At 46.7% G+C, this 15,897-nt stretch carries 14 protein-coding genes; 10 read left to right on the top strand and 4 right to left on the bottom strand.

Annotation, left to right across the window (positions count from 1 at the left end; genetic code table 11):
* Nucleotides 1-141 precede the first annotated feature (141 nt).
* The 4 genes from Pyrde_RS08630 (at nucleotide 142) to Pyrde_RS08645 (ending at nucleotide 5,985) form a co-directional block, all read left to right on the top strand.
* On the top strand, nucleotides 142-3,003 hold the full coding sequence (locus Pyrde_RS08630; protein WP_055409948.1) for a DEAD/DEAH box helicase: 2,862 nt from the start codon (nucleotides 142-144) through the stop codon (nucleotides 3,001-3,003).
* Nucleotides 3,004-3,399: 396 nt separating this feature from the next.
* Entirely contained in the window at nucleotides 3,400-3,906 is a 507-nt protein-coding gene (locus Pyrde_RS08635) for a hypothetical protein (RefSeq protein WP_055409950.1), read from the top strand.
* Between the two features lie 165 nt (nucleotides 3,907-4,071).
* A complete protein-coding gene (locus Pyrde_RS08640) occupies nucleotides 4,072-4,341 on the top strand; it encodes a DNA-binding protein (RefSeq protein WP_055409952.1) in 270 nt (89 codons plus the stop codon).
* Between the two features lie 315 nt (nucleotides 4,342-4,656).
* Nucleotides 4,657-5,985, top strand: a complete 1,329-nt coding sequence (locus Pyrde_RS08645; protein WP_082419588.1) for an MgtC/SapB family protein — start codon at nucleotides 4,657-4,659, stop codon at nucleotides 5,983-5,985.
* Here the strand turns inward: Pyrde_RS08645 and Pyrde_RS08650 are convergent.
* The 3 genes from Pyrde_RS08650 to Pyrde_RS08660 form a co-directional block, all read right to left on the bottom strand.
* Entirely contained in the window at nucleotides 5,982-6,515 is a 534-nt protein-coding gene (locus Pyrde_RS08650) for a hypothetical protein (RefSeq protein WP_055409956.1), read from the bottom strand. The two genes, Pyrde_RS08645 and Pyrde_RS08650, sit on opposite strands and share 4 nt — an antisense overlap.
* A 22-nt stretch (nucleotides 6,516-6,537) precedes the next feature.
* On the bottom strand, nucleotides 6,538-7,131 hold the full coding sequence (locus Pyrde_RS08655) for a metallophosphoesterase family protein (RefSeq protein ID WP_055409958.1): 594 nt from the start codon (nucleotides 7,129-7,131) through the stop codon (nucleotides 6,538-6,540).
* 195 nt (nucleotides 7,132-7,326) lie between these two features.
* A complete protein-coding gene (locus tag Pyrde_RS08660) occupies nucleotides 7,327-7,902 on the bottom strand; it encodes an ATP:cob(I)alamin adenosyltransferase (RefSeq protein WP_055409960.1) in 576 nt (191 codons plus the stop codon).
* A 276-nt stretch (nucleotides 7,903-8,178) separates the two neighbouring features.
* Between Pyrde_RS08660 and Pyrde_RS08665 the strand changes: the two genes are divergently transcribed.
* The 4 genes from Pyrde_RS08665 (at nucleotide 8,179) to pyk (ending at nucleotide 13,191) form a co-directional block, all read left to right on the top strand.
* Nucleotides 8,179-10,092: a 2-oxoacid:ferredoxin oxidoreductase subunit alpha gene (locus Pyrde_RS08665; RefSeq protein ID WP_231656726.1), complete on the top strand. Its 1,914-nt coding sequence runs from the start codon at nucleotides 8,179-8,181 to the stop codon at nucleotides 10,090-10,092.
* Entirely contained in the window at nucleotides 10,082-11,044 is a 963-nt protein-coding gene (locus Pyrde_RS08670) for a 2-oxoacid:ferredoxin oxidoreductase subunit beta (protein ID WP_055409963.1), read from the top strand. Before Pyrde_RS08665 ends, Pyrde_RS08670 begins: the two co-directional genes overlap by 11 nt.
* A gap of 153 nt (nucleotides 11,045-11,197) precedes the next feature.
* On the top strand, nucleotides 11,198-11,716 hold the full coding sequence (gene rimI, locus Pyrde_RS08675) for a ribosomal protein S18-alanine N-acetyltransferase (protein WP_055409964.1): 519 nt from the start codon (nucleotides 11,198-11,200) through the stop codon (nucleotides 11,714-11,716).
* 74 nt (nucleotides 11,717-11,790) lie between these two features.
* Entirely contained in the window at nucleotides 11,791-13,191 is a 1,401-nt protein-coding gene (gene pyk / locus Pyrde_RS08680) for a pyruvate kinase (RefSeq protein ID WP_082419589.1), read from the top strand.
* Between the two features lies 1 nt (nucleotide 13,192).
* On the opposite strand, the gene Pyrde_RS08685 is transcribed toward pyk, so the two are convergent.
* Entirely contained in the window at nucleotides 13,193-13,504 is a 312-nt protein-coding gene (locus tag Pyrde_RS08685) for a helix-turn-helix domain-containing protein (RefSeq protein ID WP_055409968.1), read from the bottom strand.
* 377 nt (nucleotides 13,505-13,881) lie between these two features.
* Here Pyrde_RS08685 and Pyrde_RS08690 point away from each other — a divergent pair, with 377 nt between their 5' ends.
* Both Pyrde_RS08690 and Pyrde_RS08695 read left to right on the top strand, forming a co-directional pair.
* Entirely contained in the window at nucleotides 13,882-14,154 is a 273-nt protein-coding gene (locus Pyrde_RS08690; RefSeq protein ID WP_055409970.1) for a DUF4212 domain-containing protein, read from the top strand.
* A 13-nt stretch (nucleotides 14,155-14,167) separates the two neighbouring features.
* Nucleotides 14,168-15,862: a VC_2705 family sodium/solute symporter gene (locus Pyrde_RS08695; RefSeq protein ID WP_055409972.1), complete on the top strand. Its 1,695-nt coding sequence runs from the start codon at nucleotides 14,168-14,170 to the stop codon at nucleotides 15,860-15,862.
* Nucleotides 15,863-15,897 lie beyond the last annotated feature (35 nt).

A 15,897-nucleotide genomic window follows, 5' to 3' on the forward strand; every position in this document is an offset into this window, starting at 1 on the left:
ATTGCGTTTCCCGGTTGTCTGCTAGGGTTCACTCTCCGGGCTCAAGTGGTGAATTAGTGTACACACGAGGCCAGAAATGCCACCGTGAGAGAGGTCTACATGGTAGAGTTGTAGATGGTGAGATAGGAGAGGTTGATGGAAATGACGCTCAAGACGACAGGTATCAGCAGTTCGCTAGAACTGCTCCACGAGAAGGTACGTGAGCTTATACGCCAGAAGGGTTGGGAGACGCTAACTGAGATACAAGAAAAAGCAATAAAGCCTATACTAGAGGGTCATAACGTAGTCATAGTAGCTCCTACCGGCTACGGAAAGACTGAGGCTGCCCTTCTACCGGTTCTCTCTATGATGCTTCAGGAGGACGTAGAGCCGGTCACAGTACTGTATATAACACCGCTGAGAGCGCTCATCAACGACATATATGAAAGGATAAACTGGTGGGCTTCGCAGCTAGGATTTATAGTAGCCAGGAAGCACGGCGATGTACCGCACTCTGAACGAGCAAGAAGGCTACGGAGAGCACCGCATATTCTAGTAACTACTCCAGAGAGTCTTGAGATAGACCTGGACTGGGCGTCTAAATTCCGTAACTTCTACCGTAACCTACGCTGGGTTATAGTAGACGAGGTTCACGAGATCATTTCGACAAAGCGTGGAGTCCAATTAGCAATACTGCTAGAGAGGTTCCGAAAACTAGCAGGAGACTTCCAGCTGATAATGATCTCAGCCACAGTAGGCGAGCCAAGTCTAACTGGTAGAACTTTCATTGGCAGCTCAAAGCGCCCATTATCTATAGTCACAGTTGAGAAGAGGAAAGAGCTAGAAATAGTAGTAGATTATGTTGACGCACCTAGTACTGAGTTCTGGAAACAAGCTGCACAGAAACTACTAAAATACATGGAGCCCTTGACGCTGGTCTTTGTCAACTCGAAACATGTAGCTGAGAGACTACACAGTGAGATAGAGAAGATGGGTATTGAAGGCGTAGTCGTGCATCATGCTTCGGTATTTGGCGAGGAAAGGCGACGCATAGAGCGCATGGCTAAGGAAGGAAAACTAAAGATGATAATTGCTACGAAGACATTAGAACTCGGCATTGATATAGGCTCGGTTAAACGTGTAATACTGTTCCGTCCTGCAGGAAAAGTCGCTTCTCTCATACAGAGGCTTGGAAGGAGCGGGCATACTATAGGTGGAAGGATAAATGGGATAATAATAGCTACAGATGAGCTAGAACTACTCGAAGCTATAGCAGAGGCTAGGCTAGCGATTAAGGGTAAAGTTGAGGTCCCTGAACTCCCATTAAAGCCGCTGGACATGGCTGCGAGAGCAGTTATAGGTATGGCATTGTCAGGGATGTACACAGTAGACGACGCCTATGAAGTTCTTAGCAACGTCTATTATTTCCGCGGACTCACTCGCGAAGAATTTGATGAACTCGTAAAATATTTGCTAGACAATAAGATGATAAAGATCAATGAAGAAGGCAAACTCTCCGGTGGAGCCCAGTTCTATCGCATATGGAGGTTTGATGCTGGCGATAGTCGCTTCAGCTGGTGGGTGCATAACTTCTCAGAGTTCTTCACAACTATGGGTGAAAAGAAGACATATGTGGTGAAGACTGCTGACGGGAAGACTATAGGTGAGCTAGATTCAGAATATGTTATACGCATGCTACGAATAGGCCATGTGATAAGACTAGCCGGTAAAAACTGGCAGGTAATAAACATCGATGAACATACTAACAAAGTCGTGGTGACCGAGACACAGAGCGAAACAACAGCAGTACCCTTCTGGAAAGGACAAGGCCCAATAGCATCGAGGCTAGTCCTTTCCGAGCTAGAACAAGTCATATACGAAGTTCACCAGGGCTCGCTAGATCTCCCGGAGGGTCTCGTACTAGCAGACGATGCGCGTAAAGCTCTCAAGAAGCTCATAGGCGAGATTAAGAAATACGGCTATCCAGCACCGAACAGAGGTAACATAATCATTGAAAGGCTGTCTGACGAGATAGCATTCATAACACTAGCACCAGAGAAGGTTCTAAGAACTTTGGCTTACATTGTAATGCTTGAGGCATATCGCAACAATTCTGACGTATATACAAGGATATCACACTATGGTTTCAGCCTCCCTGCGAACTCACTAGACTTTGACCCCTTCGAATTCCTAACCAGCATGGATAGAGAAGAATTCATGGAAAAAGCATGGGAAGCAGCTAGTAGGTCGCCATTCTTTGTAGAAGTAGCTCACAACATACAGCTAGTATTTGGCATAACAAGAAAACTGCGTAAGAGCGACACCTTAGTCTACCAGGAAGCAATCCGGCAAACTCTCCAGGAGTACTTTGACCCGGAGTCAGCCTGGGCTTTACTAGAAGGTCTACGCAAGGGAAGAGTAAAACTGAAGGTAAACCATGGCCGTACGAGCATCTATGCGCGCATAGTATCCAAGGAACTACCTGAACGTCCGTGGATAAGCGATGTAGATGAACTCATAGCCGAGACTCTTAAGGGTATGGCATTCACAGCTGAAGAACTAGCAGAAGCGCTAGGACTTCCACTAAACCTTATAGAGGCTAAGCTTCGCGACATGCGTAAAGCATCCTCGCTATACAGAGTGTTCAACTTCATAGACGTGGATACTGGCGAGCAACGCTGGGCACTAGTAGAGGATGCTGCAGAGATAGTACGCTCAGAAGAATTCTCATCCTCATTTGATCCGCCAATCAAGGATAGCTTGTACATGTTACTAGTAAAGAATGAAACAGGAAGCCTAATACATGCTATCGTTAGGCTAGGTGATGTGATAGAAAAACCGGACCAAGTGGTAAAGCAGATACCGTTTAATGAGATTTACGAGTTAAAGGTAGTTCCGCTAACTGGCTATTATGAAGGACAACCGCCAAAATACCAGTACGTCCCACGTGAAATTGTGCCATACTTAGTGCTTAATGCTGCAACGCTGATACAGAAGATACAAATGAACAATCCCATATTCTAACGTATACTATAGTTTTTGTCACCACCGTTAATAGTCGATAAGATGTTCTAGATCTGACTTTTAGCATGAAAACTCTTAGCAACATCTTACCTTTTGCCGTATAGTATTAGACACGCCCAGATAATGAAGCATACTTGAGAGTACCGGCTGCGATGAAGACCGCCACGAGTTACTGAAAATCAACAAGCGTCCAATGATGAGGGTCCGTGTTGCAGAGCAGCCAGGTACGGTGAAGCTTATGCGATATAACTATGTAATGTGTTAACATCATTGGATGATGAAGAGCGTTCGGCTTACCCTCCTCACGGCCATAAAGTGTAGGAGGGATGAAGATGTTATCCCCGGCTGAGTAAGCTTTGTTCGCGGCTGTAAAGACGTGAGGAGGCTATAGCTGGCATGGTGCGCTACTATGTATTCATAACGTTGATAATGCATGTAAAGCTAGAAGCGTCTATTGCAAGTCTTCTGGCAAACATTAAGGAAAATAGTAATGTAGCGATAATAGATCATGATGAAGTAGCGAGGAGGCTTATACTACGTGCGCCCGTAAGGGAAGCGGCTTACCTTCAGATGCTTGTGGACCATTACGCTGATACTGCTACTTTCGAAGTAAAAGCTTCCATGAAGAAAAGAATTGATGTGAAAAAGCTGCGTAGTATGAATACTATATACCGTAGTATTGGAAATAGGCTTCTCTTCTATAAGACGTGTAGTAGTGGTGCAGTCTTCGGAGAAGCACGGGGCAGAGACCTATTACTGAAGTACTGTAAGAAGGCGATGATGGTTGATCCAGCAGCTCTTCCGCCAGTACTCTGTAGCTTTGATGCGTTGACGGAGGGTATTGCTGAAGTCGCTGATAGAGCTAGAGGATGTTTTGATGAAATTATTAATAAACTTAGCTAGACTATTAAATAGTTATGTCGTAGACATAGTTAATGAAGCTAGTAAAATGTGACGCTTAGTGCCATGATTTAGTGTATTTTCTGTGCTTATCGGGGAACGAAGCGAGTAGTTTAAAGAGTCTTGATGAATAGCTTGCAGTGGCGTGGAAGGGAGGTGTAGACTGTCATGGCGGCCGAGGAGAATGTCGTTATTGTTGGTAAGAAGTCGGTCACCGATTATGTTCTAGCAACGATACTTCTATTCAATGAGGGGTACGATGAAGTTACTATACGTGGCCAGGGTCCTAATGTAAGCAAAGCTGTTGATGTATACAATGCGTTAGTCAATAGACTTCAGGACGGAGTAGAACTGGTAGGAGTAAGCATAGACAGTATACAGCGTGGCAGAAGGCTTGTACCGATCATAGAGATTAGGGTACGTAGAAAGATAGTCTAAAGAAGTCAAGTTACAAGAATTGTATGTATTAGTAAAATGTTACGCAATCTGTGATTGTACTCTCTGCTATGCATCCTCTCTGAATACGAGATTATACTTCCAGGCCGGGTAACTCTCGTGGCAGTAAAGTGAAAGTTGCAGCAAATAGATGGTATACCATATTGTAATTAAGATATAAAATGATGATGTTATCATTTAGGCATCATAAATTTAACTTTTCAGTAGGTATTTCGTTTATTGTAGAAATCGTGATCCAGGTTCCCGGTACATGGTAAGGATGATAAAGGAGATGTCCATATTACGGTGGGCTGACTGATGGCGTCTGAGGCAGTCATCTCAGGATTTGAAGTGGGACTGCTTGGTAGAATTATTGTTGCTTTGCTCTCCGGTATGCTTATAGGAATTGAACGTGAAAAAGCTAGGGCAGCGCTTGCAAGAAGGAAACAGAAACGAATAGGTATAGAAGAATTTGTAGTCAAAGAGTTTCCGGGGCTCCGAACATTTAGCCTTGTAGCCGTATATGCAGCGGTCATCGGCATAATGTGGAACCGTAACCTCATAGATAGTATGCATGTATCTACTCTTCTTGCAGTATTCGGTTTGGTAGTAACATTATTCTCCGCTTATCGGCTTCTTGTCGCGAGAATGGCTGGTATAACTACTATAGTCGTCTTGTTAATGGACTTCGTTATAGGACTCCTGGCTGGTCTCGGAGAAGTGTTGTTGGCTGCAAGCATTGCTGTATTAACCACTTTCATATTGGCCATAAAACTGCCTGCTGAAAGAATGGTCGGCAAGATACGGTACGAGGAACTTTTATGGGCACTAGAGCTTGGCGTAATACTAGTAGTCATAGGACCATTCTTTCTCGAAGCAGAATACGAGTTCTATGGAGTCAGTCTCCGGAGCTTGTACTTATTCTTCGCACTTGTATTGGCGACATCCTACATAGGCTACATTATGGCTAGGCTCAAGGGCGGGGAGGGTCTAGCCTATGCAGCCCTATTCGGTGGATTAGCTAACAGTGAGGCTACATTAATGGCCCTTCTTGCACTTGTTCCTGCCGAGCTGCGAAGAGTCCTCGCCTTTGATATAACAGTGCTCACTAATTCGGCTATGATACTGCGTAACGTTGTCATAGCAGTAGCAGCCGCCTACTTCGTTAGCTCAAAACCACTTCAGCTTAGTGACCTTGCACCGATCTTGATGGCTATGGTTCTATCCATAATGCCAGCTTTATTCTCATGGACTCGCTCGCTTCGTGGAGGTGCTCCCATAACCACTGTACGCATAGAAAATCCGTTACGTTTCAGCACAGCAGCAAAGAGTACCGCGTTGTATCTTATCATAACCTTCGTCTCGTATCTAGTCCAGCATAGTGGTCTAGCGAGTCTTGCAGTTGTCGTCATAGCAGGTGGATTTGTTTCAAGCAGTGCTACGATACTTGTTCTATTTTCGCTTGGCAGCCTAGCACAAATCGATGTTGCCCGTCTTGCAGTTGTAGCAACGATAGCAGGCGTTCTGAACAAGACCATTTATGCATACCTAGTCGACAGTGACCCAGGTACACTAAAACGCGTAGGTATAGCGTGCGTACTTCAAGCACTGTTAATGACGCCTGGTCTTGTTCTGGAAGCTCTCTAGGAAAAACCAAATCTCTGGAACACGGCAACATAACCAAGATGTACGAGTACTGTTAATGACCTCACACCGCCTGCATAGAGTCCAGCAACAGCGTATGGCGGCGCGTCAGTAACGTCAACTATTTTCGCTGAAATACCCTTGGCAAGGCGTGCAACACGTCTAACGATGTCGCGTGCTGTAGGCTTGGAGGAAGCCTTTAGAGGCATACGGTAGACTTCGATGAATCCCTTCTCTTCAAGGATAGTAATAATCTTGTTAAGTGGTCTCCATCCAGGGAGAGGCTCACTAGATGTTATGACACGAACACGCCTCCCTTCCTGCCAGGCATAGGCTACAGCAGCTACTACGGGTTCTAGAGCAGTCATAACAATAACGGTATCTGGTTTGGCTTCTCCACCGACACGCCTAGCTATAGATTCGAGCCCATGTTCAATGTCCTCAACAAGACGCTCGGCTAGTTTCTCTCGTGCTTCTTCACTACTCTCCATTAGAGCTAACCTAAACAACTCTCCAGCGCTTAGACTAGCCATTGTTATACACCCCTGTCCTCGCCTATATTGGCTCCCTGATCCGAGTCGTGTTACAAGATACCTCTGCGTAGAACTTATCGCCACTATATGTTACACTAGCAACACATGCAGGAAGGGGGACGCACACGTATAGTACATTATCGACTCTAGCTACTCCTGGATCAGAACAAGTACCCATAATTACTAGACTCGGCTTCCACGATTCTATAGCGTCTCTTACCTCAAAGAGACCGTGCCGAACACCTATCTGTGAGTAATCAAATATACCATGTGGTGGATACTCGCTCACAAGAATTAGCTTGTTGGGGCTTAGCTCACTAACTTCACGATTTATGGATTTAATGTTAGCTAATGGTTCTCTACCACCTATGCCAGCTATATAGAGTCCGGAGCCATGGTATATAATATGGCCTTCGATGTTTATGGAATGGCTAGAGAATAGCCGTGCAACGTAATGGTCGTCACCTCTACCTGGTAGAGTATAGACACGACGCCCTAGCTTCTCAAGTCTTACTATATCTCGTGCTTCTGGCGGCGAGCCTATTACAATAAGGATGTCAGCGTCGTTGTCGGTATTAGGAAGACTTCTCCTATAAGCCGCCAGTCTTAGTGACACAAAGCACCCCCGAGATATATGGGAAGTGCCTCGGCGCTACAATGTATCCTCATCCCCGAGGATGTTTGTTGGAAACCTCGGGATCTGGCCGCCCATCGTTCCTCACTGGCTACAGTTGTGCATTAGGGGTGGATATGGGAGTTCTCACGACTAGTCTGTCCCCTACTGACAGTCTTTTCGCTGTTTCTCTGGCAACTATTTCAAGTCTTCCTTGTCACAGTCAACTCGCTTTATAGGTATGTCAAGGCTACTGTTTATAGCATGCTGGAGCGCATATGCGAGGTCACTCAAACGATTAAGGATGCGAGCTGCTAGCCTGTGCTCTCTTTGTGGTTCTTTATCCAGAGCTTCTATACATCGCCATAGGGAGCGCTCCGCCCTACGTATAACAGCTCTAGCATAAGATGTAGCGGCAGCCGCTGGATGACCACCGTTGAGTGTAAAGAATGGTTCGATGAACTTTGATAAATTGTCTATAATTTCTTCGAGTTGCTTTACATCATCTTCGCTTATGCATACTTTCCCATTTACAGTGAAACCCGTACGGAAGAGCAGTAGCTGCATGTATTCAAGGATCCTGGAGTACTCATCTACGGCCTCGTTTTTTCGGGAAGTAAGCGTTTCTAACAGACTCTGGGCCAGCCCTAGTGCAGCCTCAGCTTCGTCAAGGGCGCCAACAAACTCTATGCATGGGTGAGTCTTAGGAACACGACTTTTAGCTGCTAGGCATGTTGTATACCCGTCGTCCCCAGACCTAGTGTACAGCTTCATGCGCTTGACGTGTTGTTGCAGAGCAGCTCCCCCCGGAGGCACCTATTCTGGTGATAATGATTCTTGGTTTAAAAGACGTAGGCATGCTAAACCAAGTAATTGTTTTGCTTGGAGGAAATTGAGTCAAGGCCTTCCTAGTGGTTTAGAAAGTAGTGCGCGAGTGTAGAGTATTGTTTAACCCGCGTAAACTAGTTTAACCTCTAAAGGTATCGTCCTAACATAGTATAGCAGAGTCTTTTAGTCATTTATGTGATATAAGCTAAGGTGTAGAGAGATTTGTCTTTAAGAGAACTAAAAATGGTCATTGGGGGTCCCCAAGGTGCAGGACTTGAAACAATACTACAGGTATTGACTACAGCCCTGGCCCACAATGGGTACGGAGTCCTCTCTGGTCGCGAATACCATTCAAACATAATCGGCAGACATAGCTATGTACTAATTCGCGTCTCTTCTTACGAGATTCCACGGAGTCTCACATACCCTGTAGAAGTCTTAGCCGCGATAGACCCTGAGACCGTGTTCACTCACTATAACGACTTAGCGGCTGGGGGTTTCCTCATATACGATATTGGCGGGGAAGACATTCATGTAGGCAAAATAGTTAGCATGGGAAGGCATCTACGTGAGCGTATAGAAGAGGAGCTAAGTCGGGAGGGGGTAGAACCGATAATAAAGGAGCTAGTAAATTACCTCGAGTCGAAGGGTGTGAAGACCCTAGGGCTCAACTATAGAGAAATTGTCTCCGAGCTGCGTGAGAAGTACGGGGTTCCTCCTGCAAAACTTGTCCGTTACACTAGCTCTATAGTTGTTGGTGCTATTGCTGGACTGATAGGTTTAGATGCAGAGTCGATACACGTTGGGTTCTCCTACAAGTTTGCAGGAAAGGAGAAGCTAGTCGAGCCAAACGTATACATAGCAATGAGGGTAGCGGAGATAGTTAGAAAGCTCTATGGTGCACCCCTAGCTCTCGAGGAAAGCCGGCTGCCGTATACCGAGTATATGATAGTGAGTGGTAACGATGTAGTAGCTATGGGGAAGATCGTCGGAGGAGTTAGGTTCCAATCCTATTACCCAATAACTCCGGCACAAGATGAAAGCTTCTTTCTAGAGAATTACGAGAGGCTAGTAGTGGATGGCGAGCAACTGGCTTCAATTGTAGTGCTCCAGACTGAGGACGAAATAGCAGCAATAACGACAGCCATAGGTGCATCGTTAGCTGGTGCTAGAGCAGCTACAGCAACAAGCGGGCCAGGCTTCGACTTAATGGTTGAGGGCCTCTCATGGGCTGGGATAAACGAGGTGCCGGTAGTAATAACGTATTATCAACGTGGCGGCCCCTCCACAGGGTTACCTACTCGGGGAGGCCAGAGCGATCTATTTGCCGCAGTTTTCTCCGGTCATGGCGAGTTTCCTCGAATAGTAGTAGCGTCTGGGGATCATCTGGAAGCGTTTCATGACGCGGTAGAGGCTTTCAACCTAGCAGAACGATACCAGCTGCCAGTTATACATCTACTAGACAAGTTCCTAGCTAATAGCGTAGTGACAATACCGGTACCGAGTACACACGACATGACAATAGATCGAGGAAAAATGATCTCACATGTAGAGAACCCGTTCGAGTACAAACGCTTCAGCCTGGACGGACCCGTCTCGCGGAGGGCTCCGCTAGGACATGCAGTGATGTGGTATACTGGTAACGAGCATGACGAGTATGGGCATATAACGGAGGATCCGGTCCTGCGTATAGAGATGTATACGAAACGCATGAAGAAGATAGAGCTTGCCGATAGAGAGATCCCCGAGGAGCAGCGAGCCCAGTTATACGGAAGTGATGACCCGGAGATACTCCTCGTGGGCTGGGGTAGCGTCAAGGGAGTAGCGATAGATGTTGTAGAGATGTTAGAGAAAAAGGGCATAAGGGTAGGCTACCTGCATATCCATTATATGAGTCCGTTTCCGCGTAGGCGTGTAAGCGAACTCATAGACAAAATTGGGCTCGAGAACATTATTGCGGTCGAGCATAGCTACGAGGCACAGATATCGAAGCTAATAGCGATGCATACCGGGAAGATGATTAGAAAAGAGATAGTGAAATTCACTGGGCGGCCGATATACATGCATGAATTAGCCACTGCTGTTTCTCGCATTCTTGACGGAAGGGATAAAGTGGTGTTAAACTATGGCGCATAAACCTGAATACTATCGCACAGATCTATGGGTAGACTGGTGTCCTGGTTGCGGTAACTACGGTATACTGACAGCGCTCACTCAAGCAATTGCGGAGCTAGGCTTAGACCCAGTCAAGACTGTAGTAGTGTCTGGCATAGGTTGCTCTGGTAAGACACCGCACTATATCCGTGTTAGCGGTGTGCATACACTTCACGGCAGAGCCATACCGTTTGCCACCGGGATAAAGCTTGCTAACCCAAGTCTCACCGTAATAGTTGAAGGTGGTGACGGCGACCTATTAGGCATAGGTGCTGGACATTTCGTAGCTCTTGGAAGACGTAATATTGACTTGACAGTAATAATGCATAACAATCAAGTCTATGGGCTAACGAAGGGGCAAGCATCTCCAACACTACCGCGTGACATGCGCACAAAGAGCTTGCTGAAACCCAATATACAGGATATGCTGAACCCGCTAGTGCTAGCAATAGCTAGCGGTTATACCTTCGTAGCTAGAGCCTTTGCGCTCGACGTAAAACACTTGAAGGAGATAATAAAGCAAGCTATAATGCATAAAGGGGCGTCATTCATAGATGTGCTTCAGCCTTGCGTTACATACAATGATGTATATACAGTTCAGTTTTATCGTAAGGCAATATACAGGCTAGATGACGAGTCGAACTGGGATCCGATAGTCCGCGATCCCTCAGAGGAGTATGAGAAAAAGATGAAAGCAATAGCAAAAGCACAGGAGTGGGGTGCCAGTATACCAGTTGGCGTATTCTACCATAACCCTCTAGTGCCAAGCTTCGAAGAAAGACTGCAAGGTCGTCTACGGTACTATATAGAGAACCCGCCAGCACGTCAATCCATAACAGTTAATGGAGGTGCACCCCTGATAGATGATAGGCGTATGAGGAAGCTTTTCTCCAAGAAGATAGTCCCTGTACGATCACGTAGACCTTCAGATTGAGCTTCTGTCCTCAAGGAGATCTTTGGCGTTTTTTGATAACGAGCTAGACTACTCTCCTGAACCCTCTATAGATACCGGGTATTGTTTCTTAGCCCCTTCTGTTCGAGAGCTTCCCTAGGGCTAAGTCAGTAGTACTCATGGGGGCGACTAGAAGTGGAACACATTGCCGGTACACGGGGGCCTCATAGTGTCAAGGGTAAGAGTTTCGTAGTGAGAAGGGCAACACTAGAGGATATACCAAAGGTAATTGTGATCAATAGAGTTACATTGCCCGAGAACTACCCCGAATGGTTTTGGCGTGAACACCTTGAGAAATGGGGTGATGCGTTCTTCGTAGCCGAGGTCGATGGCAAAGTCGTGGGCTACGTTATGTCAAGAGTAGAGTATGGCGCGCCCAATATAGCTAAAGGAACGCTCATCAAGAAGGGCCATATAGTCTCAATAGCAGTACTAGAGGGTTACCGCCGCCGTGGCATAGGAGCAGCTCTAATGAAAGCAGCTATTGAGGCTCTTCGCGACAAGTATGGCTGCAAGGAAGTATATCTCGAGGTTCGTGTCTCTAATGAGCCTGCAATAAGGCTTTACGAGAAGCTAGGCTTCCAGAAAGTCCGAGTACTCCCAATGTACTACCTCGATGGCGAAGACGCGTACCTCATGGCTATGGAGCTCTAACTCAGCTAGACGAGACTAGTATAGCTACATGTAATAGGGTCTGAGTTTACAACTTCCCAAACGGTTATGAATCTATGACGGGTTATGTGAACACTAAAATAATAGCTACAGTTGGCCCGTCCTCATCATCATTCGAGGTCATAGAACAACTTGCTAGCCTTGGAGTATCAGGATTTAGGATAAACTTTGCACACGGAGAACCAAGCCTCTGGAAGAGCTGGATAGAAATCATACGCGAGACCGAAAAGAGTATAGGACGCCCACTAGCCATTATAGGAGATTTAGTTGGTCCATCGATAAGGATAGGTGTTCTCGAAGAACCAATAACGCTTAGCCCAGGTGATGTAGCAGAGATAGTCTATGGGGAGAAGGCTAAGGGAGGCTCGGAGCGCATCATACCACTGCCGTTGCGTCGTGTATTCGAGGTGGTTGAGGAAGGCGATATACTAGTAATGAATGACGGAAGGGTGAAGCTCCGAGTAATAGATGTAAGGGGTTTGAGAATCCGTGTCGAAGCGTTAACTCCGGCTCGGATAACATCTCGTAAAGCCATAGTCATATTGAACCGTGACCCAGGACTCCCGGCTCTAACAGAGCGGGACATGCAATGTCTACGTTTTGCGTTGGACAATGAACTAGACTATGTAGCTTTGAGCTATGTACGCGGCGGAGAAGATATAGCTGTATTGAAAACACTTATAGCTAACGAAGGAGGAGATGTAGGAGTTGCGGCAAAGATTGAAACCCGAAGCGCTGTAGAGAACCTTTCATCAATAATAGAGGAATCGGATATAGTGATCGTAGCGCGTGGAGATCTTGGTATGAACTATGGCCTAGAGGAAATACCCCTACTACAAGAGCATATAGTCTACGAGACTAGGAGGCGCGGTAAACCAGTCATAGTTGCTACTCAGATACTTGAAAGCATGATAGATAATCCCGTGCCCACGCGAGCCGAGGTCATGGACGTAGCTACTGCTGTGAAACAAGGTGTGGATGCTCTAATGCTGACAGGCGAGACGGCTATAGGAAAATATCCTGTGGAGGCCGTAAAATGGCTGCGTAAGATAATAAGGCGTATTGAGGAAAGATATCCTCCACAGAAATTCCCTCCTTCGGATCATCAATGGGCTTATGCTAGCAGTATTGTGGAGACCGCTGAGAGGCTTAACGCCAGTCACATACTCGTCTACAGCATCGGCGGTACACTTCCACCCAAAATAGCAGCCTCAAGGCCTCTCGTTAAAACTATCATAGGTGTAGGTGACGTTGCTAGGGCTCGTAGACTCGTAATAGTCTGGGGCCTCCACCTAAGGCATGTAGTGGCAGAGGGGTACGAGGATGGGCTTCATAAGCTTATCAAGGAGTTATGTCGGGACGGTGAAATACACCCAGGAGAGCTGATCATAAAGGCGTATCGGGAGGCACACAACAAGCATGTGATAATAGTTGAGAAGATGTATGGTTGTAATTAGCCTATTTTAGCCCGAGCCTTTTGAGGGCATAGTATATAGTGGACTCTGGTCGGTCGAGCCTTTTTGCTATCTCGTAGACCGAGGCGCCGCTGAGGTATAACTCCCGTATTTGCGCTAACTCTTCGTCGCTTAGACGTCGGTGTCGGCGGTATCGCCCCTTTCTTCTTCGTATCCGGCCCATAGCCTCGAGTCTGTCAAGCGCCTTATAGACGGTGCTCATACTATTGCCACAATGTTTTGCTATCTCCTTTACTGGGATGCCCTGGCTGTAAAGCTTCTCGACAATCTCGAGACACTCTTCAACAGAGGGCAAGACTCTATACTCCCCCCGCGTACGCGGTGCCGCTTACTTATTTTTCAGCATTCGGTTCCACTAGCCTCACGGGTATTAATCCGTGCTGAAGGCTCCACCTATAGGTTAAATGTAGTCTGACTAGTACTGGTGCATAGTTACCTTTATGGCTATGATGCTGCTGCGCTGCCTAGATGTAGTTCTAATGAAGTATCGGTATAACTAGTGCTAGGATTATGGAGAGGTTTACTTATAGAGTTTGATGTTTAGCGGATGTTATAGTATGCTCCGTGAAGATATTATTCTACATTTTCTATACTGCTGGACTGTTTAGGAACTATAAGAACTAGTTTTAAATACTTCTACCAAAACCGCGTCAGTAGCCGGTGTACAGTACGTTGTCAGCATCGACTCCTGTAGACCGAGAAGGCTACAAGAGAGCCTTTACAGCAGCGACAATAGTATTCTTCATCGCCTGGGCGATAATAGCAATAGGCTTCCACCTACCCGCCAAGAGTCTTTACGCACCACCAGGGAGTCCAGAGCGCATCAATGGCGCGCCACTCAACTGGTGGATGATACAGATCAGCATAGCTCTTGGTGTTGTACTGGCTTTTATCTATGCATACGTGATAAACAAGCTTGATGAGAAGTTTGGAATAGAAGCCTAAGGGGTGAGACCGCATGGATGTAATAGCGGTCTCATTCCTCATATCAACCATAATAGCTTATATGCTAATAGCATACAAGTCTAGAGCCTTCACAGCCGAAGAATTCTATGTTGCTGCACGCAGGGTCTCACCAATACGTAATGGTATGGCTACTGCAGCAGACTGGATGAGTGGTGCAAGCTTCATATCAATGGCCGGTGCTGTAGCTGCGCTAGGCTATGATGCAAGCGTCTTCCTAATAGGATGGAGCCTCAGCTACGTGCTACTGGCAATGCTCGTTGCCCCGTTCCTACGCAGCTACGGCAAGTACACTATACCGGACTTCTTCGAGGACCGCTACTATAGCAAGAAGGCCCGCCTCTTTGCCGTGATAATGCTCTACGTCGTGTCACTGACATATCTGACAGGTCAGCTGCTAGGCGTAGGTATAGTAATGGCTCGAGCATTCGGAATAGATGCGACTATAATGACTCTAATAGCGCCATTGCTGGTACTGCTCTACAGCAGCTTCGGTGGTATGAAGAGCATCACCTGGACACAGGTGGCACAGTATATAGTACTAATATCCGCGTACTGGCTGCCAATAGTACTGATGGGGCACTTATGGAACCCGATACCGCACATAGCCTATGGCGAGCACGTTGCTAAGGTTGACGAGACTGTACTAGAGCTCAAAGGCCATGCATGGACGGAGCCATTCTGGCGCCCCTACGCTAGCGGTACAGGTCAGCTAAACTGGCTACTCAGCACACTAGCACTAATGCTCGGCACAATGGGTCTACCGCACGTACTAATGAGATTCTACACAGTGCCAAGCGTCCGTGACGCACGTAAGAGCGTGGCCTGGAGCCTATTCTTCATAAGCCTGCTATACTTGACGGCCCCAGTATACGCTGCACTAGCCGGCGAGAAGGAATACATGCTCCATGCAATGGTGAAGGAGCTCAGCGGTCAGCCTATAGACGTTGTGAAGGAGGAGCTAATGAAGGAGGCATGGGTAAAGAAGTGGATGGAAGCAGGACTCATAAAGATAGCTGACAAGAATGGCGATGGTATATTCGAGTATGGTGTAGACACGTTTAGCATACACAAGGACATCGCTGTACTAGGCTTACCTGACATGTACGGTCTAGGACCAATAGTGGCATCAATAATACTCGTAGGCGGTATATCGGCAGCACTATCAACAGCTGATGGTCTAATACTAGCAATGACCACAGCAGCTACACGTGACATCTACAAGTCCATAATTAACCCGCGTGCTACAGAGAAGAAAGAGCTAATGGTCGCCAGGATATCGATGGTGATAATAGCATTCGTATCTGGTACGCTAGCATATCTGATGGCTGCTAACCCTGTGATAAAGGCATACATAGCTAAGACAGTAGCCTGGGCCTTCGCGTTTGCAGCGTCGACACTAACGCCGGCGATGGTGCTTGGACTCCACTGGAAGAGAGCTACCAAGGAGGGTGCCATAGCAGGTATGATAGCAGGCCTAGCGGTAGCGGTGCCATATGTAGTTGGTGTATCACTAGGGTATATGGAGCCTGTAAGCATTGCAGGCCAGAAGATAGGCACAATAGCTTGGGGCGTAATAGGCTTCTTAGTAAACATAATAGTCAATGTAGTAGTGTCGCTAATGACTAGTGAGCCGCCAAAGAGGGTACAAGAGCTAGTCGAGCAGATAAAGGTGCCAGTGAAGAAATAAACGGGGAAACCTCATGAACCAAAATACTGTTCCAC

The sequence above is a fragment of the Pyrodictium delaneyi genome, assembly GCF_001412615.1.
Taxonomy (GTDB): Archaea; Thermoproteota; Thermoprotei_A; order Sulfolobales; family Pyrodictiaceae; genus Pyrodictium; species Pyrodictium delaneyi.